We start from the raw sequence: 24867 nt of genomic DNA, 5'->3' as shown, positions 1-24867 counted from the left end.
ACGTTGTGACGAACTCCAAAACAATCCGTGGCACCATCCATCCGCAGCGCAGGTCCGAAAGCCTGGTTTACGGTGAATCCCACAGGCGGTTGGACGCTTTACCGCACGACACCCATCACGACGCTCGCGACACGCCGGGCGGGACGAGGCCGCCCGCGAATGCGGGCACCGAAGGGAACGGGACCCGACATGGTCAGTGCACGAGACGGACGACCGGGGCAGGCCTACAGCGCGCCGGGCGCCTTCACCACGGCCTTCAGTCCGGGCGTCGGACCCCGAGCCGAGTACCCGGCGCCGGAACCGGTGCGGCACGACGAGACCGGGTACGACGAACCCCGGTACGACGACGACGACGAGCCGATCGGCGAACTCGAGGCTCGCTACGAGTGGATCGTCGGCCTCATGTCGTCGTTCACCGATCAGCGCGTCGTGCGGTGGATCATCGCCTTCTTCACCGCGTCGATGGGCGTGTGCGCCACCCTCGAGATCCTGTACGGCTTCGGCGGCACCACCACGTTCACGGTGGGCGTGCAGATCGGCTGCGCGGTCTTCGCATTCGCCGCCGCTCTCTGGTGGACGGTGACCTCCTGGCCGCGGCTGCACACCGCCTTCGCCTTCGTCGTCCTGTCCAACCTGGGCATCCTCGCCGCGAACCTCAGCGCCGACATGCCGCCCGCCTACGCCGTCGGGAAGACCACCTTCTTCGTGGTGCTCGGCCTGTTCGCCGGTGTCTTCCTCGACCGCTGGATGCTGGCCACTCACATCGCGATCGCCGGTGTCGCCGTCACGTCCATCATCGGCTACAACATGCTGTTCGAGGACGTCCCCCCGCTGGGCGCGCTGGTCGTGTGGGCACCGGTCATGTCACTGGTCATCGCCGTTCCCGCACTGCTCTACACGTTCGTGCGAGCAGTGCGGCTCGACCAGTCCTGAGCCACTCTCCGCGAGTACGTCCGTGCTGTCGTGATCGCGAGTGGAATCACGACACTGTCGACGTACTCGCGGTGGGGGGGTGGCCTCGGGGCTCACTCGTCGATGCTGGACATGTCTCCGTAGCGTGCTCCGGCCACGGCCGACGCGGGCACCGCTGCCTCGAGTTCGTCGAGGACCTCCTGCGTCACCGCGACGCCCGCCGCTGCCACGTTCTCCTCGAGGTAGCGCACGCGCTTGGTTCCGGGGATCGGCGCGACGTCCTCGCCCTGCGCCAGCACCCACGCCAGAGCCAGCTGACCGGGCGTGCATCCCAGCCGGTCCGCGATCTCACGGATGCGCGCCACGAGCGCCAGGTTCGCCTCGAGCGCCTCGCCCTGGAACCGCGGGAAGTACGCGGTGCGGCGCGAGTCCTTCTCCGCCAACTCCGACTCGTGCGCGATGGCGCCGGTCAACAGCCCGCGACCGAGCGGCGAGTACGGGACCAACCCGATGCCGAGCTCACGGAGCGTCGGGAGCACGGCCTCCTCGAGATCCCGCGTGAACAGGGAGTACTCGGTCTGCACGGCCGTGATCGGGTGCACCGCGTGCGCCCGACGGATGGTCGCGGCCGATGCCTCGGACATCCCGAGATGGCGCACCTTGCCCGCCTGCACCAGTTCCGCCATCGCGCCGACCGTGTCCTCGATGGGGACCGACTTGTCGACGCGGTGCTGGTAGTACAGGTCGATGTGGTCGACACCGAGCCGCGACAACGACGCGTCGCAGGCCGCGCGGACGTACTCGGGGGTGCCGTTGATGCCGAGACGGGTGCCGTCGGCGAGTCGCTCGTTGCCGAACTTGGTGGCGAGCACCACCTGGTCCCGACGGCCGGCGATGGCCTCGCCGACCAGCTCCTCGTTGACGAACGGGCCGTACATGTCGGCCGTGTCGAGGAAGGTCACACCGAGTTCGAGAGCGCGGTGGATGGTGGCGATGCCGGAGGCGCGGTCGGTGTCGCCGTAGAACTCGGACATACCCATGCAGCCGAGGCCGAGGGCGGAGACGGTGAGAGGGGACTGCGTACCGAGGGTGCGTGAGGTGAGCGTCATGCCCCCACTCAACGTGCTGGAGTGCGCTCCAGGTCAAGCCTGCCGACGTAGAGCTCGATCTTGTGGTCGATCGCGCGCAGATGGCCGGTCACCTCGGCGAGCTGCGCCAGCACCCGTTCCCGATGCGCGCGGAGGGCGTCGAGCCGCTGCTGCTCCGTCCCCTCGCCCTGACGCACCAGGTCGGCGTAGTGCCGCACCTCCGCGATCGACATCCCGGTGGCGCGCAGTCGGGTGATGAGGACGATCCACGTGATGTCGTCGTCGCTGTAGCGGCGCTGTCCGGTGGACGACCGCGGCACCGCGCGCAGGAGCAACCCGTCACGCTCGTAGTACCGCAGCGTGTCGATGGTCAGCCCGGTCTGCTCGGACGCCTCCGCGATGCTGTGACTCACCCCGTCAGCTTAGGCATCAGCGGAAGAGCGGGAACTTCCTCTTGGTGGCGAGCGCGTCCATGCCCGACTGGATGGAGCGCCGCACCTCCTCGTACTTGGCCTCCACGTACTCCTCGTCGTCCACGCGGGCGAGATCGTGATCCACCTCGACGGGCGGCATGAAGCGGGTCCGGATCTTGGCGGGCAGCGGGATCTGCGGAAGTGCGGCCGGCGCGATGATCCACGGCAGCGACACGGCAATGGGGAACACCTTGAGTCGCGCGATCTTGTCCAGCCCCAGCATCTTCGAGAGCTTGTCACCGCGGACCAGCACGGGCATGGCGTCGGCGCCGCCGACGGTGGCGATCGGCACGATCGGCACCCCGCAGCGGATGGCGAGCTTGATGAAGCCGGTGCGCCCGCCGAGGGTGGCGACGTCACGTTCGCTCCACGGTCGCAGCGAGTCGACCTCACCTCCGGGCCACACGATGACGTCGCGCCCCTCGGCCAGTGCCGTGGACATCGAGTCGGGAGCAGCGGGCAGGACACCCATCGACCGGAACACCGTGCCGATGAGAGGGAAGGCCATCAGCGCATCGTGCGCGGTGCCGTGCAACGTGCGTGACGGGCCGAACCGTCGCCACCACTGCGCCCCCACCGTCCAGGCGTCCCACACGAACGGTGCACCCGAATGCACGCCGACCAGCAGCACCGGTGGCGGCGGGATGGTCTCCCACCCGTCGATCTCCATGCGGAAGTACTTGTCGACGAGCGGGTTCCAGAACTTCTCCTGGCGCCGCATGCTGTCGACGTCCTGGTCCGTGAGGTCCCAGTCGCCGGCGCGCGAGGCGACCAGGCCACTGAGTCCACCGGACGCGTTCTCGCGCTTGTCCTTCATCGTCAGCCGGGCAGCGGCGGCGACCCGCTCGGCCTGGTCCTGCAGCTCGGGATCGCGATGGTCGGCAGGGGAAACGTCTGTGTGATCGGCGCCACTCATGAGGCCGAACCTACTGCACGGTCAGATGCGCCGTACCCCGGTTGCACACACAGGCCGTGACGAATCAGCACATCCGGCCCCGGGGCGGTGGTTCGTGTGCAGCCTGCGCACGCCTCACCTCGTCGAGGTCCGCCGCACGACGTGCCACTCCGGTGTCGCGACCGGCTCACCCGCGAGCACGGCCCGCGCAGCGCTGCGCCCCTGCTCGTACAGCGACTGGGCCACCGTCGTCAGCCCTGCGCCCGCCGCTTCCTCGGTGTCGTCCCACCCGACCATCGCCAGGTCGCCCGGCACCTGCATGCCGCGGTCCCGCACCACCGACAATGCCCCGAGCGCCATCTCGTCACTCATCGCCAGCACCGTGTCCGGCCGCAGCGCGTCCAGGTGATCCTGCATCGCGCGCGTGCCCTCCGAGCGGAAGCTGCCGGTGCCGAACGCCACCGGCACCGCGGACCAGTCGAGCCCCAGCGCCTCGGCAGCCGCACGGTAGCCCCGCAGACGGTTCCTCGTCACCGGGAAGTCGATCGTCTCCGGATCCGGTCCGTGCACGAGGCGCCGCTCCCGATGCTCGTCGGCAGGAAAAGCGAGCACCAGCGGTCGCGCGGCACCCGCGAGGGCGATCAGGGCGACCGCCTCGGCCGCGGCGGCGTCGTCGATGCTGACCAACGTCGTGCCGTCGTGCTCCGGACCGCCCTGCACGCACACGGGTCGCCCAGTGGCGACGGCCGCGTCGAGCAGTGGGTCCCCGGTGACCGTGGTCCAGAAGACGTACCCGTCCACGGCGGCGTCGCGCACCCGGTCGACGTCGCGGGCGACGCGCGTGTTCGGCAGGATCACCAGGCCGGTGTCGGTGTCGAGGCACGCATCGGCCACTCCTGACAGGAACCGGCGGGCCTGCGGGTCGTCGAACGCGTACGTCAGCTTCTCCGTCAGAAGCACGGCGAGGTTGTTGCTGCGGCCGCTGCGGAGCGACTGCGCGCCCCGGTGCGGGCCGGTGTAGCCGAGTCGCTCGGCGGCGTCGAACACCTTCGCCCGCGTCTCGTCCGACACCCGCTCCGGCCGCCCGTACGCGTAGGACACGCTCATGACCGAGACGCCGGCCGCCGCCGCGACGTCGGCCATGGTGACGCGTGTGTGCGAGGTCATCATCGCCACTCTATCGCCCACCCCCGTCCGTGTGTATCGTTACACAGCATGTCCACGGCACCTCCGCGCGCGAACACGCCCGCTCTGCTCGTCCTCGGCGCGACCGCGTTCATCTACGTCACGGCGGAGACGCTGCCGGTGGGACTGCTCCCCGAGATGTCCGCCGACCTCGGTGTCGGCGAATCGGCCATCGGGCTGCTGCTGACCTTCTACGCGTACGCGGTCGCCGTGATCACGTTGCCGCTGATGGCAGCGGTGAAGTCGTGGGACCGTCGCAAGGTCGTCGTCATCACCGCCGGCGCACTCGCGGTGTCGCAACTCGTGTCGGCGGTGTCCGTCGGCTATCCGATGCTGGTCGGAGCACGACTGATCTGCGCGGCCACCCACGGTGTGTTCTGGGCCGTGGTGGCTCCGGTCGCGGCGTCACTCGCCGCACCGGGTAAGCGCGCGAAGGCGATCGCGCTCGTCTACGCCGGGACGTCGTTGGCACTCGTCGCGGGCAATCCGCTGACCGCCGCCCTCGGACAGTGGACGCACTGGCGCGTCGCCGCCGCGACGCTCGGCGTCGTCGCGCTGGCCATCACCGTCGCCCTGACCCGGTTGCTGCCCGCTCTCCCGGTCGCGACTCCGGTCGCCACCACGGCCACGTCGCGCCCCGGCATCAGCCGGGTGCTCGTCCTGCTGTGCGGCATCACGTTCCTCGCCGCGCTGGGCCACTTCGCCGGCTACACCTACTTCGCGCTCGTGGTCGGCGAGGGCATCGGCACATCGGGGAGCGTGCTCTCGACCATGCTGTTCGTCTACGGACTCGCCGGCGTCGCCGGCATCTGGCTCATCGGTCGCACGTACGACCGCGGTCCGTGGCGCTCGACGATCGTCGTCCTGACCGCCATCACCACGGCGCTCGCGGCGCTGGTCCTGGCGCTGTCCACCGGATCCGGCGTGCTGGCGATCGTCGCCATCGCTCTGTGGGGCATGGCCTTCACCACCATCCCGGTGTGCATCCAGTCCGCCGTCCTGCACTCGGCACCGGCCGGGGCCGCGGCGGACCGCGCGTCGGCGATCTACGTCGTGACCTTCCAGGTGGCCATCGCGACGGGTGCCCTGGTGGGCGGCGGCATCGTCGACACCCTGTCGGTGACGGCGGTGCTGGTCTTCGCGGCCGTCACCATGCTGCTGGCACTGCTCGGGGTCCTCGCCGGGCGGTCGGCCTTCACGGCTCCGACGGCTCCCGTGCCGGTCGCTGCGACCGTATCCGCTCCCTGACCTCACGCCAGGTCCGGGGCGAGATCCCCGCGTCGCGACGGGTCTTGCGGCGGGCCACCAGCACACCCGTCGCCGCCACGGCCCAGACCGCGTACTGCGTGAGCCACGCGACGCGGAACGCCTCGAAGGTGTAGCCGCCCATCGCGTTCAGAATGGCGCCCATGGCCTGCATCACCAGCAGCGACGCGAGGAATCCGCCGATGTTCACCATGCCCTGGGCGGTGCCGAGCGCGACCGACGGGTTGAACGTGCGCGCGTAGTCGAAGCCGATGGCCGACCCCGGGCCACCGACCGAGATGACGATCACCAGGACGAAGAGCAACCACGTCGGCGCGGGTCCCGGAAGAGCGAGCACCACCGCCCACATGAGGGCGTTGCTGGCCATGATCGCCAGCACCATCCACGACCGACGCATGGGATAACGCCCCGTCAGGATGCCGACGACGATGCCCGACACGATGGCCGACACCACCGACGTGGTGAGCAGCGCGCCCACCACTGCGGACGACACCCCCTGCGCCGAACTCAGGTAGGGCACTCCCCACATCAGCGCGAACACGGTGATGGAGAACTGCGTCCCCATGTGGGAGAAGAAGCCGAGCCGGGTACCGGGCCGCGACCAGACGACGGAGATGTTGCGCACCGTCTCGCGGAACGTCACCCGCGGCGCGCTGTCGGGTCCGGGATCGGGCGAATTCGAGACGGCGAGGAACGCGGCCAGCGCGACCACCACCCCGCTGCCCGCGGCCGCGCCGTAAGCGACGGACCACCCCCCGCCGTGCAGCAGCGTCAGGAACGGCACCGCGGACAGCACCTGCCCGACCTGCCCGAAGATGCCCGTCAGCTGCGAGACCAGCGGAACCCGGCGGGGCGCGAACCACTTCGGCACCAGCCGCAGCACCGAGATGAACGTCAGCGCATCACCGACACCCACGACGGCACGGGCCGCCACCGCCACCGGCAGCGAGTCGGTGAACGCCAGGATCATCTGCCCCGACGCCATGACCAGCGCTCCCGTGACGATCATCGCGCGCGGACCCACCCTGTCGAGCAGCACTCCCGCGGGGATCTGCATGGCCGCGTAGACGACGACCTGCAGGACGACGAACGACGACAGCACCGACGGACTCGCGGCGTACCGATCCGCCGCGTCGAGCCCCGACACACCGAACGACGTGCGATGCAGGACGCCGACGATGTAGGCGAGGACACCTGTTCCCCAGACGATCCACGCGCGCATGCTGCTCAGTCTCCCGGGTAGAGTCCGCACCCATGACCCACGGTCACGCCCACCACGACACGCTGCCTGACGACGGCCGGCCTCCGGCCTCCCCGCTGCCCATCCTGGTGCTCAACGGTCCGAACCTGAACATGCTCGGAACCCGCCAACCCGAGGTCTACGGCACCGAGACGCTCGACGACGTGGTCGCGCTGTGCCGCGAGACCGCGGAACGCCACGGACGCACGATCCGTGCCGAGCAGTCCAACCACGAGGGCGCGTTGATCGACTGGATTCACGAGGCGCGCGGGACGGCGTCGGGAATCGTCATCAACCCGGGCGGTCTGACCCACACGTCGGTCGTTCTGCGCGATGCTCTGGTCGTGCCCGAGATCCCCGTCGTCGAGATCCACATCTCGAACGTGCACGCCCGCGAGGAGTTCCGACACCACAGCTTCGTCTCGGGGATCGCCGTGTCGGTGATCGCCGGGTGCGGCGTCCGCGGGTACCGCTACGCCGTCGACGAGATCTGCGCCCGCACGTCCTGACCATCACGTCGGAAATGAGCACCATGGACCTCTCCCCCGTCACCAGCCACGAACTCGCACCACAGCCGCCGACGGGCGAGGGGTTCGAGACCGCGTGGCCCATCCGCGCCGGCGACGTCGACACCGCGAACCGGCTGCGCTACGACTCCGTCGCCCGGTACCTGCAGGACATCGGGTCGGACAACCTCGACGCCTCCGGACTCGGGGAGACGGATCCGTTCTGGATCGTGCGCCGCACGATCATGGACATCGACCGACCGTCGGTCTGGCCCGAGCGGATCACGTTGCGGCGCTGGTGTTCCGGTCTGTCGACGCGATGGTCGAACATGCGCGTCGACATCACCGGCGACAAGGGCGCGCACATCCGCACCGAGGGATTCTGGATCAGCATCTCGTCGACGACGGGCATGCCGACGCGCATCTCCGACGAGGGGCTCGCGCTGCTCACCCGCACAGCGGGCGAGACCAGACTCAAGTGGAAGCAGTGGCTCCGCGATCCGGCCCCGGAGTCCTCACTGACAGATCTCGCGTTCCCGCTGCGCATCACCGACGTCGACGCGTTCAACCACGTGAACAACGCCGCCTATTGGCAGGCCGTCGAGGAGGTGCTCGCCCGCGCGGAGTCCGGCGAGATCACCGGCGGACCGCACCGCGCGGTCATCGAGTACCTCTCGCCGATCATGGCGCCGGATCACGTCACGCTCCGCTGGCGTCGGCACGACGTGGACGGTGCACCGGCGGTGACGGTGTGGTTCATGGTGGACGACGCGGTACGCACGATCGCGTGCGTGGTGGCGCGCGCCGGCGCGAGTGGCGTTTCCGCTCCTCTCGCCGACTGAATCGGCGGGATCCCGCTCGCAGGCGGCGCGAGGAGAGCAGAAACCCCAGCCGGTCGTGAACGTCAGCTGCGGCGCTGCAGCCGCACGGGCTGCCCGTCCTTGGGATACGGCAGGGAGGTGAAGTCGATCGGTGTCGCACGATCGGCCGGCACCGACCACGTGTGGTGGCGCAGGAGGTGGTGCAGCACCATCGTGATCTCGATGGCCGAGAAGAACTGACCCAGGCACGTGTGGACCCCGCCGCCGAACGGTTGCCACGCGAACTTGTGTGGCAGCGCGCGACCGTCGAAGCGGGTGGGGTCGAAGACCTCAGGGTCCGACCAGTAGGTGGGATCGTGATGCGTGTAGTGCGGCGTGGCCACCACCATCACGTCGGCAGGCACGTGATGGCCGCGGATCACCGTGTCCCGCACCGTCCATCGCGCCATGGTGGGCAGCGGAGCGAGCATGCGCAGCGATTCCTTCATCACCGCGTCGAGTGCCGTCAGACCCGCCCGCGCCTCGGGTGCGGAGACATCGGGACCCGCAGCCAGCGACTGCCCGCGACATTCCTCCTGCCACTCCGGGTGTCGGCCGAGCTGATCGACCATCGTGGAGATGGTGATGGTCGACGTGTCGTGCGCTGCCATCAGCAGGAAGATCATGTGGTCGATGATCGCGTCGTCGGAGAAGCGCTCGCCGTCGTCGTCCTCGAGGTGGGCGAGCACCGAGAACAGATCTCGGCCGTCGCCGCGCCGCCGATCCGGAAGATAGTCCCGCAGAAAGTCTTCGAGGAAGCGTCGACCCTTCAGACCCCGGCGCCACCGACCACCGGGCACGTCGAGCCGGACGATGGACGTCGCCGCCTGAACACAGTCGACGAAGGCCTTGTTGACGGCGTCCAGCCGGGTGTCACCGTCGCGCACCCCGCCCATGAACACCTCGGTCGCGAGGCCGAGCGTCAACGACTTCACAGCGGGATAGATCTCGAAGTGCTCCGACGAGTCCCACTCCTGCACGGTGCGGGCGATCAGCGGTTCCATCGCCGCGGCGTAGGACGCGAGACGGTCCTTGGTGAACGCCTGCTGCAGCAGCCGCCGGTGGTGGCGATGCTCGCCGAGGTCCATGAGCATGAGCCCGTTGTCGAAGAACGGCCCGATGAGCGGCCGCCAGCCGAGTGCGTTGCTGAACGCCTTGTCCCGGTTGGTCAGGATCTCCTCGCAACCGTCGGCGCCGAGCACCAGCACCACGCGCCGACCCGCCATCGTGTGCCACGAGACCTGCCCGTAGCGCCGCTCCTGCTGACGCCACAGGGCGAGGGGGTCCCGGATGTACTGCATCGAACGGCCGACGTAGGGGATGCCCGCGCTGCCCATGACGGGACGGAGATCGGAGCCGAGCGGTGGGGCGGCGAGCGCGTGAGCCATGGGGCCTCCTGAGTATCTGACAGGGCATCCTGTCAGATGTAGTGTGCGTCACAGGAGAGGCACTCGTCAAGACCTGCGAGACTGACGGCATGGCGGAACCCGCGAGCAGGACCTACGGCGGAGTGGACGCGGCGGACCGCGCCGTCCGCCGCCGGGCCGCACTGATCGAGGCGGGCCTGGACCTCATGTCCTCGGTGGGCACCGACAAGATGACGATGACCGCGGTCTGCGCCGCAGCCGGGCTCACCGAGCGGTATTTCTACGAGAGCTTCCGCACCAAGTCGGACCTGCTGCTCGCCGTGCTCGACAGCGTTGCCGACGAGGTGAGAAGCGCTGCGATCCATGCCGTCTCGTCCACGGACGGAGACGTCGCCGACCGCGTGCGGGCCGCTCTGAGCGCCGTGGTGTCGATCATGCTCTCCGACCCCCGCAAGGGCCGGATCGCGTTCGTCGAGTCGATGGCGTCACCGACCCTGCGAGCTCGACGTCAGGCGACCATCGACGCCGTCGCGGACGTGGTCGTCGAACGCTCGCACGAACTCTGGGCCGACCGCGCACTCCCGCCGCCGCAGGACCGGCTCATGGCGTTGATGTTCATCGGCGCCTGCTCCGAACTCGTCTCCGCCCGGTTGCAGGACCACATCGGTGCGACCCCCGACGAGATCGTCGATGCTGCTACGCAACTGTTCCTCACCGGAATGCTGCGCCCGACGAGCTGACTCAGAGATGGCCCTTCAGCAACAGGTGCCAGTACGTGAACGGCAGGCCGAACCGGTCGCCCGCCCACGAGAGCCGACGGGGCTTCAGCGGGTCCAGGAACGACGGCAACGACGACGTGATCTCGCCGGTGCGATCGAACTCGGCCGCGATGAGACGCCGCGCGTCCACCGGGATCGGCGCCACGGTGTAGCCGTCGTACTCCCCCAGCGCCTCGTTCGATCGTTGCGCCAGCACGTTGTCGACGAGGATCGACACCTGGCGCCGTAGTCCGCCGCCCGAGGGATCGGTGTCGATGGACGCGCCGTCGCCCACGGCCCACACGCCCTCGTGTGTGCGGTGCCGAAAGGTCCGCGGATCCACGTCCACCACTGCGTGCGTGCCGGGATCAGCGCTCGCCAGGCCGGTCTCCTCGACCCACCGCGGTCCGCGGTAGGGCGGCACCAGATGCAGCATGTCGTAGCCGATCCGCTCGGTGCGACCGTCCGCGCCGGTCACCGTGATCGATCGCTCGCCCGGCGCGAGCGCCGTCACGGCGGTGCGGTGAAGCACTCGGACATCCAGCTCCCGCAGGTACTTCCGCAGCCGGGCGTCGAGGGCCGGCACTCCCACGAGATCCGGGCGGTCGACCACCAGCGTCATCGACGGCGCGGCACCCACCTTCCGCCAGTGCGCGGCGGCGAGGAACAGCGGCTTGATGGTGGTGCCGGTGCAGCTCACCGGCGCACGAGGAACCGTGAAGACGGCGTGCCCGTCGGGACGCATCGTCTGCACGAGGTGCCAGGTACGCGTCGCCTCGTCGAGGTAGTTGCTCGCCACCGACGACGACGCGAGCGCCGCGTCGATTCCGGGCAGTGCGTCGTGATCGGGCACGAGACCGGATCCCACGACGAGGTCGCGGTAGCGCACCTCCGTGCCCGACTCGGTGCGCACCGTCCGCATCACGGTGTCCACCGAGACGACACGCTCCTGGATCCAGGTACAGCCTTTCGGTGTCACCGAGCGCTGGGAGCGCTGCGCGGACGCGAGGGACGCCTGCCCGCCGCCGACGTAGGACAGCAGCGGCCGATAGGTGTGCACCTCCTGCGGTTCGATGACCACCACGTCGGAGACGCCCTTGTTCAGGAAACGGGCGGCGGCGCTGATGCCCGCGTTGCCCCCGCCGATGATGACGATGTCGTGCTCGGTGGTCATGGTGCCTCCGGTGTCCTGTGACTCGAATGGTTCGGGGGTCTCACCACGACAGGTCCGGCTGATGCGGACCCGCCGCGATGCCGACCTCGTCGGCCGGTACGTCCGTGATGCCGAACAGGTCGGCGAGGGCCTGCTGCGGGGTGCGATCCAGTGCGTCGGCCCACCGGCGGGCCCGGCGCACGGCGCGCCACGACCACCACTCGACACTGCCGCCCGGCACGCTCGACCGCACCAGACCGGGGCCTTGCGGAGGCGTCGACGCCTCCAGCGTCCGCGCTGCATCCGGGGCCAGGACGACCGGACCGACGAGGTCGAGCCCGAAGCGGCTGCGCCGTACGTCGTCGCCGCCGGGGACACCGAGGCGGATTCGCGGGTCGTCGGTCCGCCACGATGCGACGAGATCCGCGGCGTCCGTCCCGTCCACCCACACGGTGACGTCCCCCTGCGCGAGCACCGATCCCACCGTCACCAACAGCGATGCGGCACTGTGTCCGTCGGCGTGCACGACGGCCGTGAGGTCGGGAACGGCGTACCGGACGCCGTGGGTGCGCGCAGCGGGGTCGGTGACGAGTGGAAGCAGGGACAGAGCCTCCGCGTTCTTCTGCTCGGTGCGTTGCTCACCGGGTCGGCCCGCCCAGTCGGGACCGTCGTGCCAGGCGACGGCGTCCGGCACGTGCGCGATCAGGGCGCCGGCGAGGTAGGCGCGATTCGCCAGCTCCCAGTCCTCTCCGCCGTATCCGCCGAACGACTCGTCGAAGCCGCCGATCTCCTCGAAGAATGCTGCGGTGCAACACATCACCGCGCTGATGACGTGGCGATAGGAGCGATGATCGGCATCGAGCAGATCGCGCGAACCGCGGTACGCGTCGATCAACCAGCGCGGCTCGTCGAGGATCTCGTCGTCCGGCCCCGGAAGTCGGCCCAGCGCGGACAGGTCCGCGTGTCGCCGTCGACCGACCGTGAGTGCATCGGGAACCAGCGACGGCAGACGCACGAGCGCCTGGAGGTACCCGGGCTCGGGAACCGTGTCGGCGTCGAGGAAACAGAGCACGTCACCGGACGCGGCACGCGCCCCGAGATTGCGCGCCGCGGCGGCGCGGAAGCCACGGTCCTCCTGCGAGACCACCGTGACGTCGAGTGCACTGCGGACGAGCGGCGCCGTGGCCGAGCCGTCGTCCGCGACGATCACCTCGAACGCGCGGTACGTCTGCTGCTCGAGCGCCGCGAGAACCAGATCCAGCGACCGTTGCTGTTCGAAATAGGGCACGACGACGCTGACCGACGGGCGCGGAGCATCGATGTCGCGCAGCAGATCCCACCTGTTTCCGGGCACCGCGTGGCCGAGCGGGGTGGGGACGGCGGTGGTGATCACGCGTGCACCACGGCCGACTCCGCGTACACCCGCACGTGCGCGGCGCCGACCTCCGCGCGCGTGGGGTGCGCGACGACCCCGTCCTCCAGCCACGTCGACTCGGGGTCACCCGCCGCGTCGGCCAGCGCCTCGGCGAGACGGTCCTCCTCGTACAGGGTCACGGTGCCGGGCGAGCGCCGGGCGAACTCACGGGTGTACGCGCCGGCCACCACCAGCGGTCGACGGCCGTGCTCGATCCAGGTGTTGATCGACCCGGACGCGGACATGTGCCGATGATGCGCCACGGGAACGGTGACGCGGCCGAGTTCGACCGGAAGGTCGGCGTCGTCGATGTAGCCGGTGACACGCACGGTGGTGCCGTGTGCCGCCGCGGACTCGATCAGCTCGTCGACCAGATGATCGTGTCCCGGCGACGGCGTTCCCAGTGCCAGCAGGTGCGCGCCCGGGGGCAGCGCGTCCAGCACCTCGGCGTGTCCCTTGCCCGGGTACAGGAACCCGAGGACGCCGACGGTCACCTCGCCGCTGTCCGTGCGGATGCCGGCCCCCGTCGCCACGGGAAGCGGGATCACGACGGACGGGGTACCGATACCGGCCTCGCGCACCAGGTCTCGTTCGTGCTCGCTGCTGACGATCACGGTGTCCGCGCACGCGACCACCCGTCGGTAGCACTCGACGCGCGCGGACGCGGATCGGCCGTCGGACGGCTGCGGCAGATCGTGCAGCGTCACCACGAACGCGGAACCCGATGCGTGGATGCGCCGCGCCAGGTCCTCGACCACCCCGGCCGCAGCCGTCGCCGGTGACCCGAACAACCGGTCCGTCACGTGCAGGTGCACGACGTCGACGTCCGGAATCGACGTGACGTCACTCGCGGACTCGTGACGCAGGAGCGTCGACTCGAGACCGGCGTCGATGATGCCGTCGCGGATGCGCAGCGCGAACTGCACCACCCCGTGTCGCTCGGGACCGATGACGAGATGCGCGACCGACGTCACGAGTCGACCTCAGGTAGCAGCAGCGAGAGCGTGTCCGCGTGTCGGGTGAGCGCGGCGTCCACGAACGCGGGATGCTCGGCGTACCACTGCAGTTGGCGACGGTGAATGTCCTCGGCATCGACGACGGAGCCGCCGATCACCCAGTCCGGCCGGGGCGCGGCGCCGAGGTCGAGCGCGTCGACGACAGCGGACTCCAGCGGCGTGTGCACCGAATCGAGCAGTACGCGGCCCGGATCCGCCGCCGCAGCGTCGACACCGGCTGCCGACAGGATGCGCGTGGCCAGCTCGAGCAGCACCGGATTGCCGGGGTGGTTGATCGTGTGTGCGGCGTCCGCTCCGAGGGCGGTCAGGACGTCCGAGATCGCGACGTCGCAGTCCCGGCGCTCGCGTCGTGCGAGTTCGGCGATGCTCGCCTCGGCGTTCGCGCGCAGCGCGTCAGGGGCGACGGGAGCGGCGCGCCACTCCTCGGATGCCACCCTGCCTGCGGCCACGAGCACCGTGCGCAGATCGTGGTACGGAGCGCCGGCGGGAGACGCCGACGGGTCGCTCGGGTGCCGCACGATCACCTGGAACGGGTACAGCCCGCTATACCGGAAGACCGGCCACCGTACGACCCGGGCGTGCTCCGGCAGCATCGACGCCACCTGGTTCGTCCCGATCGGCAGGTCGCGGTAGTCGTCGCGAACCGGCTGCGCCAGCAACACCGAGGCCCGGCCGGCCAGCTCGGCGAGGTGCCGCACGTCGGCCGAGTCGAGTTCGTGCACCGGCGGCATGCGCACGGTCCGGAACGGCGCGTCCGGCACCTCGTCGAGCATCACTCGCACGGCCTCGGCCTGGCAGTTCCCGAGCACGATCCACAGCGGTGGATCGTCGGGCACCGGGTCGAGACCGTAGAACTCGCCGTAGTGACGCGTCCGGCCGTCCGGCTCGGTCGACGCAGAGTGAGGCATGACGTCGGGTTACCCGGACAGCGCGCAGGCGAAGCGGTGAGAGACCTGCACGACACCGCGTTTGTGGACGAGCCCCCCGGGGCATTCCTCTTTTGTCGTGGTCCAGAAGGCGGCCCGATCCCTGTTCGTACACCCGTGCCGCCCTGCCCACCCCTCGGGCGCGCGCGTCTGCCCCCGAGAGGATGACCCGAGCCGTGATCGCCGTCGCATCCATCCCTGCTGCGCACCCGTACGTCGCCGCTGTCGTCGCCACGGGCGACGACATTCTTCTGCTCGACGATCCCCGGCCCCTCGAGGCGACCACGCCCGGGCAGTGGTGGCCGCCGCGCCTGCTCGAGCCCGACTATCTCCGCGCGCACATCGACGACATCGACGTGGTGCACCTGCACTTCGGCTTCGACGCCGCCACACCGGACCGTCTCGCCGACGTCGTCTCCGTGCTGCGCGAGTCGTCGACCCCCCTGGTTCTCACGGTGCACGACCTGCACAATCCACACTTCGCCGAGCTCGACATGCACCGGTCCCAGCTCGACGTCCTCGTCCCCGCCGCGGCCGCCGTCATCACGCTGACCGACCGCGCCGCTCGGGAGATCGAACGTCTCTGGGGCCGCTCGGCAATGGTGATCCCGCATCCGCACGTCGCACCGCTCGACGTCATCACCGCACGCGACACCACGGCGCACGAGCGCGCAGTCGTCGCCGTGCACGCCAAGTCGTTGCGCGCGAACCTCGATCCCGAGGCGGTCATGGCGACCGTCGTGGCGGCCGCGTCGGCACGCGACGCCGTGGTGCGTCTCGACATCGACGACGACGTGTTCGACCACACGAGCCACTGGTACGCACCGGAGCGCAGCGAGCGATTGCTGGCCTTCCGTGATCACCCGGACGTCGACGTGCGGGTGCATCGTCGGTTCACCGACGCGGAGCTGTGGCAGTACCTGTCCGAGATCGACGTGTCCGTGCTTCCGTACCGCTTCGGTACGCACTCTGGCTGGATGGAGGCGTGCCGCGACCTCGGCGTCGTCCCCGTCGTCCCGGACATCGGCCACTTCGCCGATCAGTTCCCTTGCCCCACCTTCGTGTTCGGACCCGGCCTCTTCGATCCCGCGTCGCTCGATGCCGCGGTGGGCGAGGCGCTGCGCACCGAGCCGACCGGCCCGGACTTCGCCGACTACCGACGCCATCAGCAGAGCGCGATCGCCGCCGAGCACGCCGCGCTCTACCGTGCCCTGTCCGCTCCCGTCGCCTCGGGCCGCGCGGACGGAGCCGTGCTCGTATGACGGTCGCCGCCGCCGCCGCACGTCCACTGCGCATCGCCCTTCTCGGATCGTCGCGCTTCCCCATCGCGCAACCGTTCGCGGGTGGCCTCGAGGCACACGTGTGGCATCTCGCCCATGCCCTCACCGAGCGCGGCCATCGCGTCACGCTCTTCGGTGCCGAAGGCACGTCGACCGACGTCGCGCACGACGTCATCGACGTCCACACGTTCCAGATGAGTCCGCACGCGCGGACCGAACACATGGGACCGTCGTGGGTGGTGCACGAGCATCACGCCTATCTGTCGGTCATGCTCGAACTGGCCGGGCCCCTGGCACAGTCGTTCGACGTGATCCACAATCACAGCCTCCACTACCTGCCCATCGCGATGTCCTCGATGGTGCCGGTCCCCATGCTCACGACGCTGCACACGCCACCGCTCGCCTGGCTGGAGTCGGCGGCCGCGGTGCCGCTCAATCCGAACACCGGGTACGCCGCGGTGAGCGAGTACACGGCGCAGCAGTGGCTACCCGTCGCGGGTCCGATCCCCGTGGTTCCCAACGGGATCCCGCTCGACCGGTGGCCGTTCGGCCAGGGCACCGGCGATCGCGGCGGGGCGGGCGAGTACGCGGTGTGGACGGGCCGGTTGGTTCCCGAGAAGGGGGTCGATCTCGCCATCGACGCCGCCCGGCGCGCCGGCTACCACCTGCGCATCGCCGGACCGGCAGCCGACGACGACTACTTCCGGACGGCGGTGGAGCCCCGCCTCGGCGACGGCGTCACCTACGAGGGCCACCTGATGCAGAAGGAACTCGCCGATCTGGTCGGCGGAGCCGCCGTCGCACTGGTGACGCCGCAGTGGGACGAGCCGTACGGGCTCGTGGTCGCCGAAGCACTCGCGTGCGGCACACCGGTGGCGGCCTTCCGTCGCGGCGGCATCCCGGAGATCCTCGACGACACGTGTGGCCGGATGGTGCCCGCCGACGACATCGACGCTCTCGCCGGGGCCATCGGAGATGCTGCGCGCCTCCCCCGTGCGCACGCCCGCGCTCGCGCGGAGCGCATCTGTTCGGACGCGACGATGGTGGACAGCTATCTCGACCTCTACCGCGAGTTGCTGACGACGTCGGGCCGAACCGCCGCCGTCCCTGCATGATCGGGTACTACGTCCACCACCACGGCGTGGGGCATCTGACCCGCGCCCGGTCCGTCGCACGGGCGCTCGCCGAGCCGGTGACGGTGCTGTCCTCGCGGCCCCGGCCGTCGGACATCGACCCGTTCGCGGGCTGGATCACACTTCCTCTCGACACACCCGACGGCTCCGCCGATCCCGCTCCGGACACACCCGACGGCGGTGACGATCCGGACGACCCCACCGCTCACGGGGTCGTCCACTGGGCGCCCACCTCGGTCCCCGGGATGACCGACCGCATGGCCGCCCTCGCGCGGTTCGTGGACGAGGATCGCCCCCGATGCGTCGTCGTGGACGTGTCCGTCGAGGTCGCCCTGTTCGTGCGACTCATGGGTGTTCGGGTGGTCGTGTTCGCGATGCCGGGCGAGCGCACCGATGCGCCCCATCAGCTGGCCTATCGCGTCGCCGACCGCATCGTCGCTCCGTGGTCGGCCTCGGTGTACCGGCCGGAGTGGTTGCGCGAGTTCGAGGACAGGACCGTGTACGTCGGCTCGATCAGTGCCCACGCCGATCGTGCCCGCGCCGGAACCGACCGCGACCCGACGTCCGTCGTCGTGCTCGCGGGCGCAGGGGGCTCAGCTCTCACCCCGGACCACCTCGCCCGAGCGGGTGCTGCCACGCCGACCCGCACCTGGCGCGGTGTCGGCGTGCCCGGCACCCCCTGGGTGGACGACGTGTGGCCGCTGCTGACCGGTGCCGGCGTGGTGGTCACGCACGGCGGGCAGAACGCGGTGGCCGACGTGGCCGCATCGGGTGCCCCCGCGGTGGTCGTGGCCGAGAGTCGCCCGCACGGGGAGCAACTCGCGACCACTCGCGCGCTGGGGGCCGCGGGGCTGGCGATCTCGCTCGAGTCGTGGCCCGATCCGGACCGGTGGCCCGAGATCCTGAACCGTGCCGGTGCGCTGACCGGCGACATCCGGGCACGGACTGAGGTGGACGGCGCAGCGCGTCGTGCGGCAGCAGCGATCGAGGACGTGTGGGCGTGACGTCGGTGGCCGTGGTGACGATCGTGTCGGGTCGCGCGGGGCACCTCGCTGCGCAACGCCGCGGTCTCGCGCGCTCGACACGGCGAGCCGATCTGCACGTCGTGGTGTCGATGGGAGACCCGACGGTCGTGGACGCCACCGCCGTCGTTCCCCGCGTCGGCGACGCGCTCCCCCTGGCTCGGGCGCGCAACGAGGGTGCCCGCCTCGCCCTCGAGGCCGGTGCCGATCTGCTGATCTTCCTGGACGTCGACTGCATCCCGAGCCGCGAGATGATCGACCGGTACGTCCGTCACGCGCGCGACGGAGCCGTGCTGTGCGGGCCGGTCACCTACCTGCCCGAGGTCTCCGATGGGTACCCGGACGACCTGGACGGATGGACGAATCCCCATGCGGCACGCCCGAATCCGGCGCCCGGGCACGTCGAGATCGGAACGAACTGGGATCTGTTCTGGTCGCTGTCGTTCGCGGTCACGTCGGCGACGTGGCACACGCTCGGGGGGTTCTGCGAGGACTACACGGGCTACGGCGGCGAGGACACCGACGTCGGCCGCGTCGCGGAACGATCGGGTCTGGATCTGCTGTGGGTCGGCGGAGCGCACGCGCACCATCAGTGGCACCCCGTGTCCTCGCCGCCGATCGAGCATCTCGACGACATCGTGACCAACGCCGCCATCTTCCACGGTCGATGGGGACACTGGCCGATGATCGGGTGGCTGAACGCTTTTCGCGAGCGCGGCGAGATCGACTGGACACCCGAGGGCAGCAGCATCGCTCGCCGCCCGGTCGGGCACTAGCATCGAGCGATGTCCGACACCCGCACCCTGATCCTGATGCGCCACGGCAAGTCCTCGTACCCGGACGGGGTGGACGACCACGACCGGCCGCTCGACGAGCGGGGCCGTCGCCAGGCCGCCGCAGCCGGCGACTGGATCCGGGCGAACGTCGGCGCCGTGGACGCGGTGATCTGCTCGACGGCGACGCGTACTCGCCAGACTCTCGAGCGCACGGCCGTCGACGCGCCGGTGCGCTTCGAAAGCACCGTCTACGGGGGCTCCCCCGACGACATCGTCCGCGAGATCACCGCGACCGACGACTCGGCGGCCAGCGTGTTGGTGGTTGGCCACGCACCCGGAATCCCCTTCACGGCACTGGAACTCGCCGACGATCAGGAGTCGGACGCGGCGGTGTGGATCCGACGGGGCTACCCCACCTCCGCGCTGGCGGTGCTGGAGTTCACCGGCGACTGGTCGGATCTCGGGCCGGGGCGCGCCCGCCTGACTCACGCGCTCCGCGTCGACTGACCCTCCACCACAGCGCGATTGCGCGCGCTCTCCGAGCGACCCAGCGCCTTCACCTCGGCGTCCATCTTCGGCAGGATGCGCGGCACGTGGCGCAACGTCGTGGCCTCACCGAGCCGAGTGGTGAGCACGGAGCGCACCCAGCCGATGCCGCCCACGATGCCGGGAACGTAGACCCGGCGTGACCGCCGCTCCACCGCGCGGACGAAGGCGTCGACACACGCCTCGACAGGCAGGGTGCGACCGAGCGGCCAGGGCAGCACGGACAGCAGATCCTGGAACGCGGTGAGGTCGGACTTGGCGTCCTGCACCAGTGGAGTGTCGATCCACGCCATGTGGGCGGAGCCGACGTCCACACCCTGGTACTTCACCTCGAGGCGCAGGGCGTTGGCGAAGTGTTCGGCTCCCGCCTTGCTCGCGTTGTACGACGCGAGGCCGGGGCACGCGGTGAAGGCCGCGAGCGACGAGACGACCAGCACGTAGCCCTTGCGCTCGATCAGCGAGGGCAGCGCCGCGCGGACGGTGTGGAAGACGCCCGTGGTGTTGATGTCGATCACGCGCTTGAACGTCTCCGGATCGACGTTGAGCACCGACCCGTAGCTCGAGATGCCGGCGTTCGCGAGGACCACGTCGATACCTCCGAATCGCGCGATGCCCGCGTCCACGGCGGCCTGCATGTCAGCGAGATCCCGCACGTCGGCGCGCACCCCCACGGCGACGTCGCCCAGGTCGGCCACGAGTGCCGTCAGAGGCGCCTCGTCCACGTCGGTCAGCACCAGCTTCGCGCCCTTGGCCGCGAGAGCCCGCGCCGTCGCCTCGCCGATACCGCGGCCCGCGCCGGTGATGAGCACGACCTTGTTGCGCACGCTGACCATGTGAGTCCTCCTGACGACGAATGTCCGGTCACAGTACCTGTGACCGGAGATGACACCTACTGTTCCTCGGAATCGGCGGCGCACTGCGGACAGTGTTTGTCCTCGATCACGAGCAGGATCTCGGTCATCATCCGATACGAGGAGAGGCCGACCATGACCGCCACGCACCCGCTCACCATGGAGATCCAGCTCGTCATGCTGCCCGTCACCGACGTCGACCGTGCGAAGGAGTTCTACACGCGCATCGGCTTCCACGCCGATCACGACGCCACTCCCTTCCCGGACGTGCGCTACGTCCAGCTCACCCCACCCGGTTCCGCGTGCTCGATCGCGATCGGGAAGAACATCACCTCCGCCGCACCCGGATCCGTCGAGGGCATGCTCGTCGTCGTGCAGGACGCGCAGGCCGCGTACGAGATGCTGCTGTCCGCCGGCGTCGAGGCCACCCCGGTGAAGGACGAGGGCTGGGGGTTGTTCACGTACTTCGCCGACCCGGACGGCAACAGGTGGGCGGTGCAGCAGCTGCCGGTGGGCTGACGCCCCCGTGCGCCTTTTGCGCATCCAGGGATACGCACAAGGCGCACGGGGGTGACGGAGCAAGGGTCCGGGCGGGCCCGATGGTGGGTCCGCCCAAGCTTCTCCCGACGACGGTACCCGGGCGTTTCGCCGGAATAGGCTGCGCCCGAATCGGCAGGCGCGCCGGTCGGACGGGGGCGGCAGTGACGGAGACCGAGAATCGGACCGAGCGGGGTGCGGCGGCGACGCGGGCACCGCGGTGGCGCACGATCGGGGCGCGGCGCGACTCCCTCACCCTCCCGTACGGGTGGGGACCCGCGATCGTGCTGGTGCTGGTCTCCCTCGTAGACCGCATCGAGTTCAGCCTGGTCGCCGCCGTGCTGCCGCAGCTGCAGGCGGAGTTCGGGTTCGGCGACACGGCGGCCGGTTCCATCCCCACCGCGGCCGCCGTCGCCGCGGGCCTCCTCGCGATGCCGGCCGCGTACCTCGCCGATCGGCACGACCGCGGCCGCATCATCACCGTCGTCGTGTTCCTGTGGGCCCTCGCGACGGTCGGTTCCGCGCTCGCTCCCACCTTCGCCGTCTTCTACCTGGTGCGCATGGGCCTGGCCGCCGCCGAGGCCATCGACAACCCGGCCAGCGCCAGCATGCTCGCCGACTTCCACCCACCCGCGACCCGCCCGACGGCCTTCGGGTGGTGGCGGACCGCGGCCTACCTCGGCGGCGCCGGCATCGTGCTGGGCGGAGTGCTCGCCGAGTGGCTGGGGTGGCGCGGCGCCTTCCTCGTCATGGCGATTCCCGGTGTGGTGGTCGCCGTCCTGATGTCACGCGTGCGCGAGCCCGAACGGGGGTACGCCGACAGACTGGCCGCGGGCAGCGCGGACACGCCTGCGCCGGAGGCCACCACCGACCCGATGCCGGTCCAACTCCGCCGCGTCGCACCGATCCGGACGCTGTGGTTCACCGGCGGCGCGCTCACCGTCATGAGCCTCGCGGTCGGTGGCCTGACGTTCTGGGTGCCCAGCCTGTTGCAACGCCGATTCGGCCTCGGCGAAGCGGCCGCCGCGTCCGCGGGCGGTGGTCTGACACTGATCGGCATCGTCGGCGGCACGCTCGTCGGATCCCTGCTCACCCGGCGAACCCTGTTCTCGACGCCGTCGCAGTGGCGCGTCCTGGTGGGCGGCACCGGAATCCTGCTGGGCACCGCGGCCATGGCCGGGGCGTTGGCCTCCGAGAGCTGGCTGCCCTTCACCGTGCTGCTCACCGTGTTCGGCTTCTTCACCGCCTGGGCGATCCCCACGCTCACCTCGTGCGTCGCCGACGTGCTCGCCCCGCGCGACCGCGGACTGGGTTACGGACTGCTGCAGATCGCCGCGACCGTGGGCGGCGCCGTCGGACCGCTCCTCGTCGGCGCGGTGTCCGACGCGTACGGCTCCCTCACCACCGGCATGGTCCCGCTGCTGCCCCTGCTGCTGATCGGGGGCGTGCTCGCCCTCTGCGCCTACCCGTACGTGTCGCCGGACGCGCAGCGGGTGCTGGACGGCGTGGCCTGACACGCCCCTGCCCGCCCTCTCGTGTTCGCCCGTCTGTCAGGGCGGCGCGATAGCGTCCCGCACCATGCGACTCACCCGCGTGCTTCTCGCCGCGTCCGTCCTCGCCGCGTCCGTCCACACCCTGACCGCCTGCAGCGCGCCTGCCGCCGACGAGCCGCCGGGTGACCCACGCACCGTCCGCGTCGCGACGTACAACGCCAGCATGAACCGCCCCGCCGCCGGCGATCTGGTCGCCGCTCTGCGGTCCGGAACGGATCCGCAGATCCGGTCGGTGGCCGACGTGGTCCAGCGCAACGCCCCGGACATGCTGCTGCTCAACGAGTTCGACTACTCCGACGGCGCCGTCGACCTCTTCCGCGACAACTACCTCGCCGTCGGCGACGCACCGATCGACTACCCGTTCGCGTACACGGCGCCCGTCAACACCGGCGAGCCGTCCGGGCTCGACCTCGACGGGGACGGGCGGTCCGACGGACCGAACGATGCCTGGGGCTTCGGGCAGTTCCCCGGCCAGTACGGCATGGTCGTCCTCTCGAAGTTCCCCCTCGACGCCGCCGCGGTCCGCACGTTCCAGACCTTCCGCTGGGCCGACATGCCCGACAACCTGCTGCCGCGCGAGTACTACGGCGCGAACTCGGACGCCCTGCGCCTGTCGAGCAAATCGCACTGGGACGTGCCCGTGGACATCGACGGGCGGGTGATCCACCTGGTCGTCTCGCACCCCACGCCGCCCTCCTTCGACGGGCCCGAGGACCGCAACGGCCGACGCAATCACGACGAGATCCGGCTCACCGCGGACTACATCGCCGGCGCCGACTACCTCGTCGACGACACCGGACTCGCCGGCGGCCTGCCGAACGGCTCCTCGTTCGTGGTGTTGGGGGACCAGAACAGCGATCCGGTCGACGGGGACTCCTATCCGGGCGCCATCGCGCAACTGCTCGACAGCCCGGCGCTGCAGGACCCGGAGCCCACCTCGCCGACCGCCGGCACCGACACTGCGGACTTCGCCGATCCGGTGCCGGGTGATCTGCGGGTGGACTACGTCCTGCCGAGCACCGATCTGACGGTCACCGGGTCGGGGGTCTTCTGGCCCGCGCCCGGCGATCCGGGCGCCGAGTTGCTGTCGGCCAGCGATCACAGACTGGTGTGGGTGGACCTGCAGGTCTGACCCGTCAGCGCAGCAGTGCGGCCAACGCCTCGTCGGACGCACGCAGAGCGTCACGGTAGAAGGTCGATGCCGAGGACAGGATCTCGTCGGCACCGGTGCGGTCGACGAGGTCCTCGAGCCTGCGGCGCACCGTCGCCGGACTGCCGTGCACGCTGCCGTCGAGGGAGCGCTGGGCCGACTCCCGAGCTCGGGGAGTGAGTCCGTCGGGCATCTCGGTGACCGCCCGCAACGGTGGGAACTCCCCGGTCCGGCGGGAGTCCGCCATGGCCACGGCCTCCGCCATGGCGAGACGGCGGGCCTCGGCGTCGGTGTCGGCGACCAGGACGTCGAGCGACACCGTCACGGACGGCTGCGCCGCGAAGGCAGACGGAACGAAATCGCGTCGATACGCCTCCAGTGGAGACAGGTCACCCGTGAGCATCGGACCGCCCACCACGACGGGAAGCCCGCGCTGCGCGGCGATCGCGAGCCCGTGACCCGTCGCGAGAACGTGGATCGGGATCAGTCGCTCGGGCGCGGGCTGCACGGTCACCGGACCGGTGCCGAGCAGGAAGTCCTGCAGATCCGCGAGGTCGTCGGCGAAGCGCTCGGCGTCCTCGGTGTCCGCCCGCAGCACCTTGCGTATCGGCGGAGTGAACCCCAGCGACCGGCCGACACCGAGGTCGACCCGGCCGGGACACAGTGCGTCGAGCATCGCGAACTGCTCGGCGACGACGATGGGCGAGTGGTTCGGCAGCATGACGCCGCCCGACCCCAGCCGAATCCGCGACGTCGCCGCGCCGATCGCGGCGAGCAGCACCGCGGGTGAGCCGCTCGCGATGCCGGGGACGGCGTGATGCTCGGCCACCCAGAACCGCTCGTAACCCGCCGCCTCGGCCCACCGCGCACGCTCGATCGTGTCCGACACCGCGGCGGCGGCGGACCGATCGGTGCGGGTACGGGAGCGATCGAGAAGGGACAGACGCATACTCTGAACAA

At 70.4% G+C, this 24867-nt stretch carries 25 protein-coding genes; 13 read left to right on the top strand and 12 right to left on the bottom strand.

Annotated elements, in window-relative coordinates:
• Window positions 1–189 precede the first annotated feature (189 nt).
• A complete protein-coding gene (locus HQ312_RS16350) occupies window positions 190–933 on the top strand; it encodes a giguanylate cyclase (RefSeq protein ID WP_222639314.1) in 744 nt (247 codons plus the stop codon).
• A gap of 92 nt (window positions 934–1025) precedes the next feature.
• Here HQ312_RS16350 and HQ312_RS16345 read toward each other — a convergent pair whose 3' ends face one another.
• From HQ312_RS16345 to HQ312_RS16330, 4 genes are all read right to left on the bottom strand, one after another.
• Window positions 1026–2021, bottom strand: a complete 996-nt coding sequence (locus HQ312_RS16345) for an aldo/keto reductase (protein ID WP_222639312.1) — start codon at window positions 2019–2021, stop codon at window positions 1026–1028.
• An 8-nt stretch (window positions 2022–2029) separates the two neighbouring features.
• Complete coding sequence (locus HQ312_RS16340; RefSeq protein WP_056441761.1) at window positions 2030–2413, bottom strand: MerR family transcriptional regulator; 384 nt, start codon at window positions 2411–2413, stop codon at window positions 2030–2032.
• A gap of 16 nt (window positions 2414–2429) precedes the next feature.
• The gene (locus tag HQ312_RS16335) at window positions 2430–3389 is read right to left on the bottom strand and encodes a lysophospholipid acyltransferase family protein (protein ID WP_222639310.1); all 960 of its coding nucleotides are present in this window, start codon (window positions 3387–3389) and stop codon (window positions 2430–2432) included.
• Between the two features lie 114 nt (window positions 3390–3503).
• The gene (locus tag HQ312_RS16330; RefSeq protein WP_261782394.1) at window positions 3504–4535 is read right to left on the bottom strand and encodes a LacI family DNA-binding transcriptional regulator; all 1032 of its coding nucleotides are present in this window, start codon (window positions 4533–4535) and stop codon (window positions 3504–3506) included.
• 48 nt (window positions 4536–4583) lie between these two features.
• Between HQ312_RS16330 and HQ312_RS16325 the strand changes: the two genes are divergently transcribed.
• Window positions 4584–5801 (top strand): MFS transporter, encoded by a 1218-nt coding sequence (locus tag HQ312_RS16325; RefSeq protein ID WP_222639306.1) that lies wholly within the window; start codon window positions 4584–4586, stop codon window positions 5799–5801.
• Here HQ312_RS16325 and HQ312_RS16320 read toward each other — a convergent pair.
• Window positions 5749–7041 (bottom strand): nitrate/nitrite transporter, encoded by a 1293-nt coding sequence (locus HQ312_RS16320; RefSeq protein WP_222639304.1) that lies wholly within the window; start codon window positions 7039–7041, stop codon window positions 5749–5751. The two genes, HQ312_RS16325 and HQ312_RS16320, sit on opposite strands and share 53 nt — an antisense overlap.
• 32 nt (window positions 7042–7073) lie before the next feature.
• Between HQ312_RS16320 and aroQ the strand changes: the two genes are divergently transcribed.
• Together aroQ and HQ312_RS16310 are read left to right on the top strand one after the other, a co-directional pair.
• Window positions 7074–7568, top strand: a complete 495-nt coding sequence (aroQ, locus tag HQ312_RS16315; RefSeq protein ID WP_222639302.1) for a type II 3-dehydroquinate dehydratase — start codon at window positions 7074–7076, stop codon at window positions 7566–7568.
• Between the two features lie 14 nt (window positions 7569–7582).
• The gene (locus tag HQ312_RS16310) at window positions 7583–8407 is read left to right on the top strand and encodes an acyl-ACP thioesterase domain-containing protein (protein ID WP_082544316.1); all 825 of its coding nucleotides are present in this window, start codon (window positions 7583–7585) and stop codon (window positions 8405–8407) included.
• 62 nt (window positions 8408–8469) lie between these two features.
• Here the strand turns inward: HQ312_RS16310 and HQ312_RS16305 are convergent, their stop codons facing one another.
• A complete protein-coding gene (locus HQ312_RS16305) occupies window positions 8470–9813 on the bottom strand; it encodes a cytochrome P450 (RefSeq protein ID WP_222630399.1) in 1344 nt (447 codons plus the stop codon).
• A gap of 89 nt (window positions 9814–9902) precedes the next feature.
• Between HQ312_RS16305 and HQ312_RS16300 the strand changes: the two genes are divergently transcribed.
• Window positions 9903–10532, top strand: a complete 630-nt coding sequence (locus HQ312_RS16300) for a TetR/AcrR family transcriptional regulator (protein WP_222639300.1) — start codon at window positions 9903–9905, stop codon at window positions 10530–10532.
• 1 nt (window position 10533) lies between these two features.
• Here the strand turns inward: HQ312_RS16300 and HQ312_RS16295 are convergent, their stop codons facing one another.
• The 4 genes from HQ312_RS16295 to HQ312_RS16280 are packed head-to-tail and all read right to left on the bottom strand — an operon-like array spanning window position 10534 to window position 15041.
• Window positions 10534–11724, bottom strand: a complete 1191-nt coding sequence (locus HQ312_RS16295; protein WP_222639298.1) for an NAD(P)/FAD-dependent oxidoreductase — start codon at window positions 11722–11724, stop codon at window positions 10534–10536.
• A 40-nt stretch (window positions 11725–11764) separates the two neighbouring features.
• On the bottom strand, window positions 11765–13096 hold the full coding sequence (locus HQ312_RS16290; protein ID WP_308123912.1) for a glycosyltransferase: 1332 nt from the start codon (window positions 13094–13096) through the stop codon (window positions 11765–11767).
• Window positions 13093–14091 carry a glycosyltransferase gene (locus tag HQ312_RS16285; protein WP_308123911.1) on the bottom strand — a complete coding sequence of 333 codons (999 nt, stop codon included), beginning with the start codon at window positions 14089–14091 and terminating at the stop codon, window positions 13093–13095. Before HQ312_RS16285 ends, HQ312_RS16290 begins: the two co-directional genes overlap by 4 nt.
• On the bottom strand, window positions 14088–15041 hold the full coding sequence (locus HQ312_RS16280; protein ID WP_222639296.1) for a WcbI family polysaccharide biosynthesis putative acetyltransferase: 954 nt from the start codon (window positions 15039–15041) through the stop codon (window positions 14088–14090). Before HQ312_RS16280 ends, HQ312_RS16285 begins: the two co-directional genes overlap by 4 nt.
• A gap of 194 nt (window positions 15042–15235) precedes the next feature.
• Between HQ312_RS16280 and HQ312_RS16275 the strand changes: the two genes are divergently transcribed.
• Genes HQ312_RS16275 through HQ312_RS16255 form a run of 5 tightly spaced genes read left to right on the top strand, consistent with a single transcriptional unit; the run spans window position 15236 to window position 19777 of the window.
• Complete coding sequence (locus HQ312_RS16275; RefSeq protein ID WP_308123910.1) at window positions 15236–16321, top strand: hypothetical protein; 1086 nt, start codon at window positions 15236–15238, stop codon at window positions 16319–16321.
• Window positions 16318–17454 (top strand): glycosyltransferase, encoded by a 1137-nt coding sequence (locus tag HQ312_RS16270; RefSeq protein WP_222639292.1) that lies wholly within the window; start codon window positions 16318–16320, stop codon window positions 17452–17454. The genes HQ312_RS16275 and HQ312_RS16270 overlap by 4 nt, the downstream gene beginning before the upstream one ends.
• A complete protein-coding gene (locus tag HQ312_RS16265) occupies window positions 17451–18476 on the top strand; it encodes a glycosyltransferase (RefSeq protein WP_222639289.1) in 1026 nt (341 codons plus the stop codon). Before HQ312_RS16270 ends, HQ312_RS16265 begins: the two co-directional genes overlap by 4 nt.
• Window positions 18473–19270, top strand: coding sequence for a glycosyltransferase family 2 protein (locus HQ312_RS16260; RefSeq protein WP_222639287.1), 798 nt, complete (start codon window positions 18473–18475; stop codon window positions 19268–19270). The genes HQ312_RS16265 and HQ312_RS16260 overlap by 4 nt, the downstream gene beginning before the upstream one ends.
• Before the next feature lie 9 nt (window positions 19271–19279).
• Complete coding sequence (locus HQ312_RS16255) at window positions 19280–19777, top strand: histidine phosphatase family protein (protein WP_222639285.1); 498 nt, start codon at window positions 19280–19282, stop codon at window positions 19775–19777.
• On the opposite strand, the gene HQ312_RS16250 is transcribed toward HQ312_RS16255, so the two are convergent.
• Window positions 19756–20649: an SDR family oxidoreductase gene (locus HQ312_RS16250; protein ID WP_027504584.1), complete on the bottom strand. Its 894-nt coding sequence runs from the start codon at window positions 20647–20649 to the stop codon at window positions 19756–19758. The two genes, HQ312_RS16255 and HQ312_RS16250, sit on opposite strands and share 22 nt — an antisense overlap.
• 153 nt (window positions 20650–20802) lie before the next feature.
• Here HQ312_RS16250 and HQ312_RS16245 point away from each other — a divergent pair, with 153 nt between their 5' ends.
• From HQ312_RS16245 to HQ312_RS16235, 3 genes are all read left to right on the top strand, one after another.
• Window positions 20803–21186, top strand: coding sequence for a VOC family protein (locus tag HQ312_RS16245; protein ID WP_222639283.1), 384 nt, complete (start codon window positions 20803–20805; stop codon window positions 21184–21186).
• 182 nt (window positions 21187–21368) lie between these two features.
• Window positions 21369–22718, top strand: coding sequence for an MFS transporter (locus tag HQ312_RS16240; protein ID WP_027504582.1), 1350 nt, complete (start codon window positions 21369–21371; stop codon window positions 22716–22718).
• 64 nt (window positions 22719–22782) lie between these two features.
• On the top strand, window positions 22783–23889 hold the full coding sequence (locus HQ312_RS16235; RefSeq protein WP_222639281.1) for an endonuclease/exonuclease/phosphatase family protein: 1107 nt from the start codon (window positions 22783–22785) through the stop codon (window positions 23887–23889).
• 4 nt (window positions 23890–23893) lie between these two features.
• On the opposite strand, the gene HQ312_RS16230 is transcribed toward HQ312_RS16235, so the two are convergent.
• Entirely contained in the window at window positions 23894–24856 is a 963-nt protein-coding gene (locus HQ312_RS16230; protein WP_222639279.1) for an MsnO8 family LLM class oxidoreductase, read from the bottom strand.
• Between the last annotated feature and the right edge of the window lie 11 nt (window positions 24857–24867).

Origin of the sequence: Rhodococcus sp. BP-316, from assembly GCF_019836105.1 — a bacterium.
Lineage (GTDB): Bacteria > Actinomycetota > Actinomycetes > Mycobacteriales > Mycobacteriaceae > Rhodococcoides.
The sequence above is the reverse complement of the archived record's forward strand: the minus strand, read 5'-3'. Positions and strand labels throughout refer to the sequence as shown.